Origin of the sequence: Saonia flava (assembly GCF_011927795.1) — a bacterium.
In the GTDB taxonomy this organism is placed as follows: Bacteria; Bacteroidota; Bacteroidia; order Flavobacteriales; family Flavobacteriaceae; genus Saonia; species Saonia flava.
This window is the reverse complement of record NZ_JAATJJ010000002.1, coordinates 429,142-444,912: the sequence shown is the minus strand read 5'-3', so window position 1 is coordinate 444,912 and position 15,771 is coordinate 429,142. Positions and strand designations below refer to the sequence as shown.

Annotated in this window: 13 protein-coding genes; 1 reads left to right on the top strand and 12 read right to left on the bottom strand. The window is 35.9% G+C overall.

Annotated features, from left to right (window positions below; all coding sequences use genetic code 11):
* Positions 1-8: 8 nt before the first annotated feature.
* The 9 genes from GGR42_RS14085 to GGR42_RS14045 all read right to left on the bottom strand — a co-directional run bounded on the left by GGR42_RS14085 (position 9) and on the right by GGR42_RS14045 (position 12,288).
* Positions 9-2,522 carry a M14 metallopeptidase family protein gene (locus tag GGR42_RS14085; protein ID WP_167965314.1) on the bottom strand — a complete coding sequence of 838 codons (2,514 nt, stop codon included), beginning with the start codon at positions 2,520-2,522 and terminating at the stop codon, positions 9-11.
* 142 nt (positions 2,523-2,664) lie between these two features.
* Positions 2,665-3,882: a sensor histidine kinase gene (locus GGR42_RS14080; RefSeq protein WP_167965312.1), complete on the bottom strand. Its 1,218-nt coding sequence runs from the start codon at positions 3,880-3,882 to the stop codon at positions 2,665-2,667.
* 175 nt (positions 3,883-4,057) lie between these two features.
* A complete protein-coding gene (gene secA, locus GGR42_RS14075) occupies positions 4,058-7,420 on the bottom strand; it encodes a preprotein translocase subunit SecA (protein WP_167965310.1) in 3,363 nt (1,120 codons plus the stop codon).
* A gap of 216 nt (positions 7,421-7,636) precedes the next feature.
* Complete coding sequence (locus GGR42_RS14070; protein WP_013994285.1) at positions 7,637-7,861, bottom strand: DUF2795 domain-containing protein; 225 nt, start codon at positions 7,859-7,861, stop codon at positions 7,637-7,639.
* Positions 7,862-7,997: 136 nt separating this feature from the next.
* Positions 7,998-8,573 (bottom strand): cob(I)yrinic acid a,c-diamide adenosyltransferase, encoded by a 576-nt coding sequence (locus tag GGR42_RS14065; RefSeq protein ID WP_167965308.1) that lies wholly within the window; start codon positions 8,571-8,573, stop codon positions 7,998-8,000.
* On the bottom strand, positions 8,570-8,713 hold the full coding sequence (locus GGR42_RS14060) for a hypothetical protein (RefSeq protein WP_167965306.1): 144 nt from the start codon (positions 8,711-8,713) through the stop codon (positions 8,570-8,572). Before GGR42_RS14060 ends, GGR42_RS14065 begins: the two co-directional genes overlap by 4 nt.
* Positions 8,714-8,746: 33 nt before the next feature.
* Entirely contained in the window at positions 8,747-9,211 is a 465-nt protein-coding gene (locus tag GGR42_RS14055; RefSeq protein ID WP_167965304.1) for a hypothetical protein, read from the bottom strand.
* Between the two features lies 1 nt (position 9,212).
* Positions 9,213-11,093, bottom strand: coding sequence for an ABC-F family ATP-binding cassette domain-containing protein (locus tag GGR42_RS14050; protein ID WP_167965303.1), 1,881 nt, complete (start codon positions 11,091-11,093; stop codon positions 9,213-9,215).
* Between the two features lie 13 nt (positions 11,094-11,106).
* Positions 11,107-12,288, bottom strand: coding sequence for a lipoprotein N-acyltransferase Lnb domain-containing protein (locus GGR42_RS14045; protein WP_167965302.1), 1,182 nt, complete (start codon positions 12,286-12,288; stop codon positions 11,107-11,109).
* Between the two features lie 102 nt (positions 12,289-12,390).
* Between GGR42_RS14045 and GGR42_RS14040 the strand changes: the two genes are divergently transcribed.
* Positions 12,391-13,134, top strand: coding sequence for a CDP-alcohol phosphatidyltransferase family protein (locus GGR42_RS14040; protein WP_167965301.1), 744 nt, complete (start codon positions 12,391-12,393; stop codon positions 13,132-13,134).
* Here the strand turns inward: GGR42_RS14040 and lptB are convergent.
* The 3 genes from lptB to GGR42_RS14025 form a co-directional block, all read right to left on the bottom strand.
* The gene (gene lptB / locus GGR42_RS14035; RefSeq protein ID WP_167965300.1) at positions 13,131-13,871 is read right to left on the bottom strand and encodes an LPS export ABC transporter ATP-binding protein; all 741 of its coding nucleotides are present in this window, start codon (positions 13,869-13,871) and stop codon (positions 13,131-13,133) included. The two genes, GGR42_RS14040 and lptB, sit on opposite strands and share 4 nt — an antisense overlap.
* A gap of 68 nt (positions 13,872-13,939) precedes the next feature.
* A complete protein-coding gene (gene tatC / locus GGR42_RS14030) occupies positions 13,940-14,779 on the bottom strand; it encodes a twin-arginine translocase subunit TatC (RefSeq protein WP_167965299.1) in 840 nt (279 codons plus the stop codon).
* Positions 14,779-15,744 carry a KpsF/GutQ family sugar-phosphate isomerase gene (locus GGR42_RS14025; RefSeq protein ID WP_167965298.1) on the bottom strand — a complete coding sequence of 322 codons (966 nt, stop codon included), beginning with the start codon at positions 15,742-15,744 and terminating at the stop codon, positions 14,779-14,781. Before GGR42_RS14025 ends, tatC begins: the two co-directional genes overlap by 1 nt.
* Between the last annotated feature and the right edge of the window lie 27 nt (positions 15,745-15,771).

Here is a 15,771-nt window from a genome sequence, read left to right as displayed (position 1 = left end):
TCTAATAATTAATTAGGCACTCTTATTTTATCACCCAAAAAGAGCGCATTTAAAAACAGACGATTGGTGCCATACCACGAACCTCTAAAATTAGGATTGTCTGCAAATAAGATAACTCTTCCTCTACCAATGGGGCTTACAATAAGAGAGGCAGAAGGTTTTAAGAACTTATCCATGTTTTTATTGGTAATAAAACCATCAACATGTGGATTGTCGGTATACTTTATAACAGTTGCATACTCATTTTTGCTTGGCGCCAGCCAAACCTCATTGTTTTTATATAATGGAACGGTTTTGTCATGATAGCCAAAGGCCAAGGGGTGAGTATTGTCTATATGGGCTTTTAGAATAATTCCGCCAACGCTTTCTTTACCAATATTTTCTTCTGCTTCTACGTAGGGTTTTCTAACGGCGACTATGGTAGAGTCTTTTTCTTCTTTGGTAAGCGCTTCCTTAACCAGTTTTTTATCAATGGCCCATTTGGTAGCCGAACCTATGGTTACAAGTGTATTGCCTTTCTTTACCCAATCACTTATTTTTTTCTGTTGGTTTTGGGTAAGGCTATACCGACCAGAAACCATGACCAGAGCATTGTATTTATCAAAATTTGCCCGATTAAAATTGCGCATAGGGATTTTGGTAATCGGTATATCCATTCTTATATCCAATAAATGCCACACTTCTCCCGCCTCATAGGAACTAACACCCTCACCGATCAACATAGCGGCCTTTGGTTTGGTAATAGGTTGTACATACCTACTGCCTAGGTCAACACCTTTTACGTTATACCCTGTATTTAGACCAAATACGGGTATTTTATATTTATTTTGGACATCTGATAGAAGCTTATATATTTCCTCAGGACTTTTTTTCTGAAGGCTTACTGGAACCAACAAGGAACCATAATTAAAGGTTTTGGACGCTCCATTTATTTGCACTGTTAATGGCTTAAAGGCTGATGATAATACCAATCCTTTTGATTGTAATTGGTATAGGGCAGCAGGGGTGTTATAATCGTCCCAATCCAAAATATAGGCATACTCAGATTTTTGGACCGGTGCCACAGTTACTAGATTGTTAGTTGATTCTATTTTTTCACCCATTTTAAGAGAACTAACTGTTTTGTACTTCATGTTGTAGAAGTTGGCAACCGACCACGCAGAGGCATCATAATAGACACTATCTCGATATTTATTATAGGTCTCAAACATGGTTTGAACCATTCTATATTGCGGTTGCTTGGTAGGGACCACAAAAGAGTTTCCAGATTTGTATACATCAATTTTATGGAGCAGTAATTTGTCTATAAATGCTTTTACTCTATTGGCATCATAATTATCTCCAAATTCATAGCCTTTTATTTTACTGGAGGTGGCATTGGTCAATGCGCTTTTAAAGAATTCTTGCTGATATTTGTATAAGAATTCCTTGTTTTCCACCGCTGCCTTTATGGTTGTAATACCCGATGTGTATTGATTTCTTATTGTGAAAGGAAAGGTAATTTCCCCAAATGCTGTTGTTTGTTTGTGACCTCTGGAGCTTGCCTGTTCAAACAACAATCCAAGTCCTCCTTGTAAGTCTGGGTAAGAGGAACCATAGCCGGGGTAAGTACCGTCGAAAACTTCTTTAGTAAAGTAAAAGGAACCAATGCTATCCAAGGCCTTGGCATAATAATCCCCAAATAGATTGTTGAGGTCCTCATAATTTTCTTTGGGCATAATTGGATTTAACGAACCATTAACCTTCATAGGTTCAAAAAAATAGGTACTCTGACTTCCCATTTCATGAAAATCTGTTACCACATTGGGATACCATTCATGGTACCAAGTTAATTTGCCCCTACTTTCTGGATTTATGGCCAAAAGCCAATCACGGTTTAAATCAAACCAATAATGATTGGTCCTTCCTCTAGGCCAACCTTCATTGTGCTCGGAATCCTGTGGGTCTGCGACTAATGGGTTTCCTTGATACATATTTGCCCATTGGGTATGACGGTCGCGTCCATCTGGATTAATTGTCGGGTCAACAAAAATGACGGCATTTTTAATATATTTTATAATTTCTGGACTATTGGATGCCACCAAAGTATATGCGGTCAGCAAAGCTGCTTCAGAACTAGAGGGTTCATTGCCATGCACATTGTAAGCTAAGTTGATAAAAACAGGAACATCTGAATAATTGGTAGCATTTAAACTAGGATCCGTAAAAGCCAAATGCTTTTGCTTCAAAGAATTGAGATTGGTGAGATTTTCGGGTGTAGAAATTGTTAGGATTACCAATTTTCTCCCTTCATGTGTTTTTCCATATTGATAAATGGAAGCCCTATCCGAAACCTCGGCGAGTTTTTCCATATAAGCAACAATTAAATCATGTCTGGTATGTCGTTCTCCTATTCCATATCCCAAGAATTCTTCTGGGGAAGGAATTTCTTTATTGAAGGGGTGAAATTTTTGAAAAAAGTAATCTTGCCCATAAAGTGTGGTGCTGCAAAGTACCAACAAAAAAAGTAATTTTTTTAACATTTGGTTGAGTTTGAATTTAGCTGTCTTAAATATAACAATATAAACCCAAAGAGTGAAGTGTGTGGATTGTCAAGTAAAGCATAAAGATGCTTTTTCCAGACAATAAAATTTTAGGGTAATTTTAATATGGAATTCTCGAAATTTAACTTACTTCATCAGGAAAGTGTTCATTAATTTCTTTAAAGTTAATAACATAATTTGTGCCTTTTTTAGAAAAATCCCTAATGATTACGCCTCTAAGTTGGCGGGTCAAATTATGAATAAGCTTTAATCCCAGTGATTTGGTATTTTCATGACTCACATTATCTGGATATCCTGTGCCATCATCTCCTATTTTTAGTAAGTATCCGTTATCGCCATCTCTTTTAAGGTCAACATATATGTTTCCCTCATATTCACCTTTGATACCATATTTAAGGGCATTTGTAATGATTTCGTTTATTAAAAGGCCTAACGGAATTGCAGTGTTGATTCCCAAACGGATGTCTGGAATATCCAAACTTAGCTTTATGTTACTGTCTGGTCCTTTTATGGAACGAATAAGATACTCACAGAGCTCAATCACATAGGATTTGTAATCAATTTTAGAAATATCATCTCTCATATAAAGCATCTCATGTATCATTGCCATTGAAATAACACGGTTTTGACTACTTTTAATGAGGTTTTTCATTTTTTTGTCCTCAATATTATTGGACTGTAAACTCAATAAGCTTGATATGGTCTGTAAATTGTTCTTTACTCTATGATGAATCTCTTTTAATAAGGTTTCCTTTTCATTGATTCTCTTAGTCATTTCTCTCTTGGCTCTATACAAACTATGGTGTACCCTCAATAGGTGTTTTCCTACTATAGCACCCAGTATAAAAACACTAAATAGAATGCTTAATAGAGCAAAAAGGTCTTTGGACTCATTGGGGACAACATTTGGCGTGAAATTGTATTTAGGAAGGCCTAGGATATAAATAAGTATTATTAAGGCCAAATTAAGGTATAATGATATTTTACCGTAAATCCGGTTGGTTGCATAACCAGAAAATACCACAAGAGCTAAAATAAAAATGAACGGACTATTTATGCCTCCACTAAAAAGTATAATAATGGTGGCCGAAATCATTGCATAGATTGAGGTTGCAATATATGTTGCATATAAATTTTTATGATACTTGTGAATTACATTGGTAAAGAGGTTAAGTAGACCAAATGCCAAAAAAACCCAGGGGATTACTTTGTATATGTTCAAAATGTTTAGGCATGCCAGAAAAAACAACAATGAAAAAACAGAAGAAAAATAATTTACCCTAAACGCTAAATTGGTTTTGTCCTTTAAACGTTCTTGGTCTAGTAAAGGTTTTTGCATAATGGAATTTTGCATTTTAATTTATAACCAAGGGTAGGGGCACATATGGTGGTTAATCATTAAAAATCGAATAAACGAAAATTTTTCTAGTAAAACTAAATATGTTTGGGAATAAAATCAAAAAACGGCAACTTAAAATTGGTTGCCGTTCTATTTTTTTAATATTAATCGAGGCTTAGTTCTCAATTAAGACCCACTCTCCTTTATCTATAAGAGGTTCTGCCTGCTTGTATTTTACAGTTTTGCTTTCTCCGGACATTACATTTTTAATGGTAACCCTATCGTTTCTGCCAATTTTAGGGCGTTCCCTTGTAATGGTTTCGGTGACAGCAGGTCTACCTCCTTGGTTTTGCCCCACAGCTCTATTTTGGGCAGCAAGTTCGTCACTGTTCGGAATTTCCTCCTTGGTTGTCTTTAGCTTCTCTTTGGGCTTACTTGTGGTTCTCGCCTCTTGGATTTCATTTGTATCATTTGACGGCAGTTCTCCTTTAAACAAGAAAGAAATTACTTCTTTGTTGACCTTGTCCATAACACTTTTAAAAAGTTCAAAAGCTTCAAACTTATATATCAACAAGGGGTCTTTTTGTTCATGGACCGCCAATTGAACGGATTGCTTCAGTTCGTCCATTTTACGTAGATGGGTTTTCCAAGAATCATCTATGATGGCAAGGGTAATATTTTTTTCAAAATCGGTCACTAATTGTTTTCCATCACTTTCATAGGCTTCCTTAAGATTGGTAACGACGTTTAAAGTTTTTATCCCATCTGTAAAAGGAACAACAATACGCTCAAATTTATTGGCATTGTCTTCATAGACCTTTTTGATTACGGGGAAAGCGGTTGCCGCACTGCGCTCCATTTTCGTTAGATAATGGGCGTAAGTTTCAGTATATAATTTGTTGGCGATTTCCTGAAATCCCATTTTGGTAAAATCATTCTCTGAAATGGGAGAGGTAATGGAGAAATATTTTATAAGCTCAAATTCAAAATTTTTGTAATCGTTCGCCGCCTTGTTGGTGTCCGCAATGACCTCACAGGTATCATAAATCATGTTGGCTATGTCCACTTTAAGTCGTTCTCCTTGTAATGCATGACGTCTACGCTTATAAACCACTTCACGTTGTGCGTTCATCACATCATCATACTCCAGTAGGCGTTTACGAACACCAAAGTTGTTTTCTTCCACTTTTTTCTGGGCACGTTCTATGGATTTGGTCATCATGGAATGTTGAATAACCTCGCCTTCTTCCAAGCCCATTCTATCCATCATTTTTGCAACCTTGTCCGAACCGAACAGACGCATTAGATTATCTTCCAAAGAAACATAGAATTGAGAGCTCCCCGGGTCTCCTTGACGACCAGAACGACCACGTAACTGTCTGTCAACCCTTCTAGAGTCGTGTCTTTCTGTACCTACAATGGCAAGACCACCGGCTTCTTTAACACTGTCAATTAGTTTAATGTCTGTTCCTCTACCTGCCATGTTGGTGGCAATGGTTACTACTCCGGCATTACCTGCTTCAGCAACAATATCCGCTTCTTTTTTATGAAGTTTGGCATTCAAGACATTGTGGGGAACTTTTCTAATGCCCAGCATTCTAGAAAGTAGTTCGGAAATTTCTACAGATGTTGTACCAATTAGTACAGGTCTACCAGCTTCTGAAAGCTTGGTTACTTCTTCTATAATGGCATTGTATTTTTCTCTTTTAGTCTTGTAAATTAAATCGTGCCTATCATCTCTGGCAATAGGTCTGTTGGTTGGAATTTCCATAACATCCAACTTATAGATTTCCCAAAATTCACCTGCTTCGGTTACAGCTGTACCTGTCATTCCAGCCAATTTTTGGTACATTCTAAAGTAATTTTGTAATGTGACTGTGGCAAAGGTCTGGGTCATGGCCTCAATCTTTACGTTTTCTTTGGCTTCAATGGCTTGGTGTAATCCATCGGAGTACCTACGCCCATCCATAATACGTCCAGTTTGCTCATCCACAATCATTACTTTGTTTTCCATGACCACATACTCCACATCTTTTTCAAAAAGTGTATAGGCCTTAAGCAATTGATTCATGGTATGGATACGTTCACTTTTAATAGCAAAATCCTTAAAAAGCTCTTCTTTTAGCTCGGCTTCTTTTTCTATTTCAAGATTTTGGTTTTCAATTTTTGCAATTTCGCCACCAATATCTGGCATCACAAAGAAGTCCTTGTCTTTATCCCCAGAAATATAATCAACTCCCTTATCCGTAAGTTCTATTTGATTATTTTTTTCATCAATGACAAACAGTAATTCCTCATCAACCTTTGGCATTTCCCTATTGTTGTCCTGCATATAGAAATTCTCAGTTTTCTGCAGCAGTTGTTTTATGCCTTCTTCACTTAAATATTTAATAAGAGCTTTGTTTTTTGGCAAGCCACGGTGTACTCTAAGCAGTTGAAAACCACCTTCCTTGGTGTCCCCTGCGGCAATAAGTTTTTTGGCTTCTGCCAAAACTCCAATTAAATATTGACGCTGTTTTTGCACAATATCACCAATTCTGGGTTTTAGCTCATTAAATTCATGTCGGTCACCTTCTGGAACGGGACCAGAGATAATTAGAGGAGTACGGGCATCATCAATTAAAACTGAATCCACTTCATCCACTATTGCATAATTATGAGGGCGTTGTACTAGATCACTTGGTGTATGCGCCATATTGTCCCTTAGGTAATCAAAACCAAACTCATTGTTGGTACCATAGGTGATATCCGCATTGTATGCTGCTCTTCTTCCATCGGAATTAGGCTTGTGCTTATCAATACAATCTATGGAAAGCCCGTGAAATTGGAATATAGGAGCCATCCACGCACTATCCCTTTTTGCCAAATAATCATTTACCGTTACCAAATGTGCCCCATTTCCGGTCAAAGCGTTTAGGTACAAGGGTAGGGTTGCGACCAATGTTTTACCTTCCCCAGTCTGCATTTCCGCAATCTTGCCTTGGTGCAGACAAATACCACCAATTAATTGTACATCATAATGCACCATATCCCAAGTAACTTCTTTCCCAGCAGCATCCCAAGAATTTTTCCAAGATGCTTTATCACCATTTAACGTAATATAGTCGGCAGAGCCAGAAAGCAACCGGTCATATTCTGTTGCGGTAACGGAAAGAGTTTCATTATTTGCAAATCGTTTAGCAGTTTCTTTTACCACAGCAAAAGCTTCTGGTAAAATATCATTTAGTGTGTCTTGGGAGCGTTTGTAGATTTCTTCTTTATATGTATCTATTTCCGCATAAATATCCTCATTCTTATCAATATCCGTAGAGACTTTTACCTCTTCCATCAATTGGTTAATTTTTTCTGAGATGTCTTTGTAACCTTCTTTTATTCTGGATTTGAAGTCGACTGTTTTTTGGCGCAGCGCATCATGGCTTAGCCCCTCAAACTCTTTTTCAAAGGATTTTATTTTGTTTACCAAAGGTTGTAATTCTTTTACATCTTTCTGCGATTTATCACCAACAAACACCTTTAGTACAGAATTAATAAAACTCATAATTGTAATCTATTTTATATTAAAAATTGTCCTAGAATGGAAAAGACAATCTCTTTAGTCGTTCCGTTATTGCCAAATATGTATTGACGTTTGACTTATTGCAAAAGCTATTCCAGTTTACTTATGGTTAAATACTTCTGACAAGCTGTCAAAATTACATAAAAAAAAAGCCTCAAATGAGACTTTTTTAGTGTATTTCGGTATGTAATATTGTTATTAATACTCGTCTTCGTTCCAGAGATAATCCTCTTCAGTAGGGTAATCCGGCCAAATCTCTTCAATAGATTCATATATTTCCCCACCTTCTTCCTCCATGGATTGCAAATTTTCTACAACTTCCAGGGGAGCTCCAGTTCTAATGGAATAATCTATTAATTCATCTTTTGTTGCTGGCCACGGCGCATCACTTAAATAAGATGCTAATTCTAAAGTCCAATACATTGTACTAGTTTGATTTTGAAATTTTTGCAAAAATAAATTTTAAACCGAAATTGCCAAGGTATTTCTTATTTATTTTGACTTTTCGACAGCATTATTTTCACTTTAATAGTTTGATAACGAAGAAATCACGGATTTATTAGCTTTTTTTGCTGGGAACCCATTTAATTTCTTGTGCTTTTAAATCCTGTGACAATTTTCGTGCCAAGACAAAAAGGTAATCAGAAAGTCTATTTATATATGCTATGACATGGTCCTCAAAAGGGACTTTTTCATATAAGAGTACAGCTTGTCTTTCTGCTCTTCTACATACAGTTCGCGCAATATGACAGTATGACACCGTTTGATGCCCCCCTGGAAGGATAAAATGGGTCATCTCAGGAAGAGATTCGTTCATGGTATCCATCTCTTTTTCCAATAAAGCAATATTCTCGAGATTAATTTTGGGGATTTTTAAACGTTCTTCCCCACTTTTAAGTATTGCTTTTTTAGGGTCTGTTGCCAAAATAGCCCCAAGAACAAACAGTTTTTCTTGTATGTGAATCAATGTTTCTTTAGAATGTGGGTCAATTTTTTGGTCACGGATAAGTCCCAACCAAGAATTTAGTTCGTCTAAGGTTCCGTATGCATCAATTCTTATGTGATGTTTTGAAACTCGGGTACCGCCAAAAAGGGACGTGGTGCCGGTATCTCCGGTTTTACTATAAATCTTCATTTTTCATTTTTCTTTCTATCATAACCGTCCATGAACTTTTTGGATTTTCTTTGTTTACTTCTTTTTCTGTTGTTTAACTGAATTACCAAAAAGACCAAAGCGCACACGCCAAATATAATATAGATAGAATATTTGCTCATTTCATGATGTTTAATTGTATTAAATGTACTGTATTATATTCGAATCTTAAAATGCTCTTTCGTCTGTTCTTTTCTAAAAAATATAACTCCACAATAAAATAAATCTAATGTTACGGTTACCTGTTTGTTGTTCTTAATCTGTCTCCATATTTTTTCATTTTCTATGCTCTTGTGTATGTTTTTCAAAAGAAGCATGGAATCATTGTGGATATTCTTCAGATATATTTCTGCATTTTTAGGTTCGCTTAAATGGACTAGATCATAAGGGATTTGGGAGTAGTGGTCTTGGGTTAAGATGAGGCCCTTGTTGTCAGTTTTAATAGTTTTAAAATTGAAGTAGTCTATACTTTTTAAAAAAACATTTTCCGTTTTATTTTTAGATTTTTTTTGTTTTGAGTATAGGCACTGGGTAGTATATTGATATACAAAAGGGGAGTGTACTCCGTGCTGATCGGAAGATGTAAAAAGAAACTTTATATAAGCTAAGAAAGAAAACATATTAATCTTCCATAAGAGCCGAAAGCTCGAACCAACGTTCAGTTTTGGTTTCTATTTTGTTCATTATCTTTTGTAATTCAATGGAAAGTTGGTCGATTTCTTCTCCCTCCAATGAGCTATCCGAAAATTTATTTTGGACTTGATTTTTTTCTTCTTCTAGTTTCTGAATGTCTTTTTCTAGCCTATTGAATTCTTTTTGCTCATTATAAGAGAGTTTTTTGGTCTTACCCTCATTTTTCCATGTGTTTTTTGGAGGCTCCTCGTCAGATTTAATGTTTTTCTCCTCTCTCTTTTCGATAACGACACTATCTTCATAAGCTCTATAATCGGAGTAATTTCCCGGAAAATCTTCAATAATGGCATCTCCTCTAAAAACAAAAAGATGATCTACAATTTTATCCATAAAATAGCGATCGTGGGAAACAACAATAAGACATCCAGGAAAGTCCAATAAAAAACTTTCCAAAACATTCAATGTCACAATATCCAAATCATTGGTCGGCTCATCCAAAATCAAAAAATTGGGATTTTGAATTAATACGGTACATAAATATAGTCGTTTGCGCTCACCGCCACTTAGTTTTTCAACAAAATCATACTGTTTTTTCCTATCAAAAAGAAAGCGTTCCAAGAGCTGTTGGGCAGAAATTTGCCTTCCTTTTTTTAAAGGGATAAAATCACCATACTCTCGAATGACATCTATAACTTTTTGCCCCTCTTTTATTACAATTCCTTTTTGGGTATAATACCCAAATTTTATGGTATCACCGACTACAACTTTTCCAGTGTCTGGTTTGTCTTGGTTAGTTATGATATTTAGGAAAGTAGATTTTCCCGTTCCATTTTTTCCAATAATACCAATACGCTCACCTTTTAAAAAATTATAACTAAACTTATCCAAAATGGGCTTGTTGGGATAGGATTTAGAAATATTATGAAGCTCAAGGATCTTACTTCCCATACGTTCCATGTTTATTTCTAACTGCACCTCATGTTCTTTTCTTCGCTGACTGGCTTTTTCCTTAATGGCATGGAAATCATCTATTCTAGATTTGGATTTTGTTGTCCTTGCCTTGGGTTGCTTGCGCATCCAGCTTAATTCTTTTTTAAAAAGGAGTTTAGATTTGTGATGTTCCACAGCTTCTTGCTCTAAACGGGCTTCTTTCTTTTCCAAATAATAAGAATAGTTGCCTTTGTATGGGTATAATTTTCCATTGTCCAATTCTATTATTTCGTTACAGACCCTTTCTAAAAAAAAACGGTCATGTGTTACCATAAAAAGAGTCATGTTTTCCTTGGCGAAATATAATTCCAGCCATTCAATCATTTCCAAATCCAAATGGTTGGTAGGCTCATCTAAGACTAACAGGTCTGGTTTGTTTATGAGAGCATTTGCTAGTGCCAATCTTTTTTTTTGTCCACCGGACAATAAACCCACTTTTACGCTAAGGTCTTCCAGTTTTAATTTAAATAGAATTTGTTTGTATTGGGTTTCAAAATCCCAGGCATGTAGGCGCTCCATTTCTTCAAATGCATGCTGATATGCTTCTTCATTTTCTGGATTTACCAAAGCATGCTCATAATTGGAAATAACTTTCAAAACCTCATTTCCAGAGTCTAAGATGGTCTCTTCAATGGTTAAATTTGGATTAAGATCTGGCTCTTGATCCAAAAAGGACATTTTAATGCCTTTACGATAGTTTACTTGCCCAGCATCCGGTGCATCCTTCCCTGATAGAATGTTTAAAATAGATGTTTTTCCCGTTCCATTTTTGGCTATTAAAGCTATTTTTTGGTCTTTATTAATGCCAAAAGAAAGATTTTCAAATAAAACACGTTCGCCATACGATTTGGCTATATTTTCTACTGTAAGAAGGTTCATTCAGTTATGTCGTTTAGACCAGTTCACCTTTTTTAAAGGTATAGTGCAAAAATAGATATCTTATTCCCAATGTGAGCAAAAGAATACTAATAAGAGGAGAAAAGGTTTGAACACCAACAAGCCATAAAACAATACAGAGGACCAATAACCCCAATAAAATATATAAGTATATGTCAAACCAATCTGGGAGCCTATTCTTTTTGATGATAAAAAAAGCAATAACAAGGTTTGGTGCAAAAGCCCAAAGAATATTAAAATTACCAGCAGTGGCGGAGTGATCAGTTAAGAGCCAAAGAAATAGAATAATAAACCCGGCTATGCCCGTAAATATAAACAGGAAAAAATCCAACCATCTACTTCTGGTAATATTTTTAAAATCTATATAGGTAATAATAACTACAAATAACAATAAAAGAAGTAGCCAAAATAGGGGTGAGGCCAAAAGGTAGTTGCCATTAATTTTTTGGCCAAAGTCTAGAATGGTACGCTCTCGTTGAACTATTGGTTTTCCGTTAAAATCGGTGTTGTCCAATTGTTTCATGACATAGAAAGGTAGGTACATATGCTCTCTTGGACTTGCTTTCTTATCAATTACGGAGCCCAAGGCCAAATCTATCCCAAATGCGGCCCATGAGTTAGTGCTTAAGTTTTGGTGAATAAGCTCTCGGAATGTGTATTGCTCTTCTAGATGATTTTCCTTAAACACTATATTGGACCCATAGACTTTCTCTAGAACATCTCTTTCCCGTGTAGCACAATTATCATAAAAAAAATCATATTTATAATCCCTATTTTCTGGTAAGTAGTTGTTTTCAAGAAATCTAAAAAGCTCATTTTTTTCTTTCAATGATAGGCTTAGTATTTGTTCTTTTACCCATCTTTGTTCCAGTTCATATGAGAATAGAAAATTTTCGAACCTATTACGGCTTAAAGAATACAACAATTTACCTCTAGCAAATTTTGTGTAAAAATTAGGGGTGTTAAAATTAAAAGTGCCATAATTATAGACTACATCAATACCTAAAACCGAGTCCTGTACCCTAAAAGCACTATGTCCAAAGGATGAATAAAGTTCTTCTCCAGCCCCACAAGTAATAACACTAATGTATGATTTAGGAGATAGTTCAGGGGTTTGTGAATTAATTTTGCCTAGAATACAAAAGAGTAGAAGCGATAAAAGGAATTTTTGTTTCATTGTTTTTGGTTGCAAAACAAATATCCAAATAAATTTCTTAGCTAAACAGAGACCAAGCTGTTTCCAATAGAAATTTATGTTATTTTTGGGAAAATCCACTGTATGAAACAGCATATACCCAACTTTATCACCTTACTAAATATTTTTTTTGGCAGTATTGCTGCCGTATTTGCTGTATTGAACCAACTAGAATTAGCAGCTCTGCTCTTCTCATTTGGAGTTCTCTGTGATTTTTTTGATGGGTTGGCAGCACGTGCCTTGAATGCACGTAGCGAATTAGGCCTTCAATTGGATTCACTGGCCGATATGATTACGAGCGGACTTGTTCCTGGAATTGTGATGTTTCAGTTATTGAATATGTCAATTGATGGAGGATGGAATTATATGGGTATTGATAGAGCTGTGAACTGGATGGGAATAGAAGTTACTCCTTTAGCTTTTTTTGGATTTTTAATTACAATGGCATCGGGCTATAGATTGGCAAAGTTTAATATTGATGAAAACCAAGCTTCTTCTTTTATTGGATTACCAACTCCTGCCAATGCCTTGCTGATTATTTCTTTACCCTTAATATTACTCTACCATAATAATGATTATTTAAATAACATTATTTTAAATCCCTGGTTCTTAATTGGGTTGACACTTTTGAGTTGTTATCTGCTCAACTCTAAAATTAAACTCTTTGCCCTTAAGTTTAAGAATTGGAGTTTTAAGGACAATTCCCTTAGGTATGTTTTTATAATTATTAGTATTGTATTGCTTGGGACTATGAAATTCTTGGCCATACCTATTATTATAGCTTTTTATATAGTGAGTTCTTTGATTACCAGTATAGGAGAAGACTAAAAGTCCAATTTCTTTTTGCGTAGTTCAAAGTTTTGTCCCAAGTAGACTTTGCGCACCATTTCATCTGCAGCCAATTCTTCTGGCACACCAGACTTAAGGATGCCTCCTTCGAACATTAAGTAGGAGCGTTCTGTAATCGCCAAAGTTTCTTGAACGTTATGGTCCGTTATAAGAATTCCGATATTCTTATCCTTTAGTTGGGCCACAATACGTTGAATATCTTCAACGGCAACGGGGTCAACACCTGCAAAAGGTTCATCCAATAAAATGAAATTCGGGTCTGTTGCCAAGGCACGGGCAATCTCCGTTCGTCTACGTTCTCCACCAGATAATAAATCTCCACGGTTTTTTCTAATATGACCTAAACCAAATTCTTCAATCAGAGATTCCATTTTCATTTCCTGCTCTTTTTTACTTAGCTTGGTCAATTGTAAAACACTTAGAATATTTTTTTCAATGCTCAATTTTCTAAAAACAGATGCTTCTTGAGCCAGATATCCAATCCCATGTTGTGCTCTTTTATACATGGGAAAATTGGTAATTTCTGTATTGTCCAAGAAAATTTTTCCACCATTGGGTTTAACAAGCCCAACAATCATGTAAAAAGAAGTAGTTTTTCCTGCACCATTGGGCCCCAAAAGCCCAACAATTTCCCCTTGGTTTACCTCTAAAGAAATTCCTCTTACTACTTGTCGCCCCCTATAGGCCTTCATTATGTTGTCTGCTCTAAGCTTCATACTATCTGTTGGCTTTCAAAGCTAAGCCATATATTTTTCATCAAAAAAGAATTACAGAATATTTAACCTTATCGGGTTTTTAATTTGTTGTTCTTTTTTGCCTCTCTTTTTAATACAACTTTAGAAATATAAATACTTATTTGGTACAGTATAAGAACAGGTATGGCCACAATAATTTGGCTTACAACATCTGGAGGTGTAATTACTGCTGACAAAATCAATACAACCACCAAGGCTATTTTTCTATATTTCTTTAGAATTTCTGGGGTTACCAACCCAACTTTTGTTAAAAAGAAGATGATGATAGGTAGTTCAAACAACACTCCACAGGCCAATACAGAGGTTTTTAAAGTACCAATGTATGAATCTATATCAAACTCATTTAAAACGGATGCGCTTACTTGGTAAGTTCCTAAAAAGTTAATGGATAATGGAGCTACTACATAATACCCAAACAAAATTCCCGAAAAGAATAATAGGGAGGCTATTAAAATAAAGCCTCGGGAATTCTTGCGTTCTTTCTCATGAAGTCCAGGACTTATAAATTTCCACAATTCCCATAAAATATAGGGAAACCCAACAATGAACCCTGCCCAAATGGATGTCCATATATGTATAGAAAATTGTCCGGACATTTGGCGACTTTGGATTGCAAATGGAAGCTTCTCGGCACAAAAAGCTGAGTCAAACCCAATAGATGTTGCAATATTGCAAAAGAATTGATAGGTTGGAAAACTCATATATGAGGGGCCTAATAGTACGGTGTCAAAAATGAATGTTTTCATCATAAATGCAACAGATCCTATAAGTACCACTGCCAATGTTGATCTGATCAAGTGCCATCTCAATTCTTCCAAATGGTCTAAAAAAGACATTTCATTGGGGTTTTCAACTTTTTTTCTAGCCATTATATAATACCTTCATTTATTAAGTTGTGAATATGTACAACACCCACATATTCTTTGTTTTTAGTTGCCAGCAATTGGGTAATTCCCTTTTCTTGCATTATTTCCAGTGCCTTTATGGCCAATACATCCGCATCTATAGTTTTAGGATTGCTGCTCATAATGTCTTTGGCCGTCAACCCGCCTATGTTATCAAATTTGTTCAACATTCTACGAATGTCACCATCGGTTACAACTCCCACTATTTTCCCATCTTGGATAACGGCAGTTACTCCAAGCATTTTCTCGGAAATTTCTACAATTACTTCTTTTACCTGCGCTGTACTTTTTACTTGAGGTTTCATATTGTTTGTTGCAATATCCTGTACTCTTAAGTATAATTTCTTGCCCAATGCACCACCAGGGTGATAGTGTGCAAAATCGTTACTGTCAAAACCTTTTAATTCCAAAAGACAAATGGCAAGAGCATCTCCCATTACCATTTGTGCTGTGGTACTTGTGGTTGGCGCCAGTCCGTTGGGGCAGGCTTCTTTTTTTACATGGGTGTTCAAAATAAAATCGGCCTGTTTGGCAAGGTAGGAATCCATACTGCCGGTCATTCCAATTAGTTTATTTTCACCTCTTTTAATAAGGGGTACCAGTGCTTTTATTTCTGCGGTATTTCCACTCTTAGAGATGCAAATAACAACATCGTTCTTTTGTATGGTTCCCAAATCTCCATGAATAGCATCGGCAGCGTGCATAAAGATTGCTGGTGTTCCGGTTGAATTTAGCGTAGCTACTATTTTTGAGGCTATAATGGCACTTTTGCCCACACCAGATACAATAACCCTACCTTTGGACGTTAGAATACAATTTACGGCATTAGCAAATCCATCATTTAGGAAGGAAGTTAAGTTATGGATAGCTTCTCCTTCGGTTTCAATGGTTTTCTTTGCTATGTCAAGTATAGCTTGGGTATTGCTCAAAGTAATCCTTTAATTATGTGGTTGAAT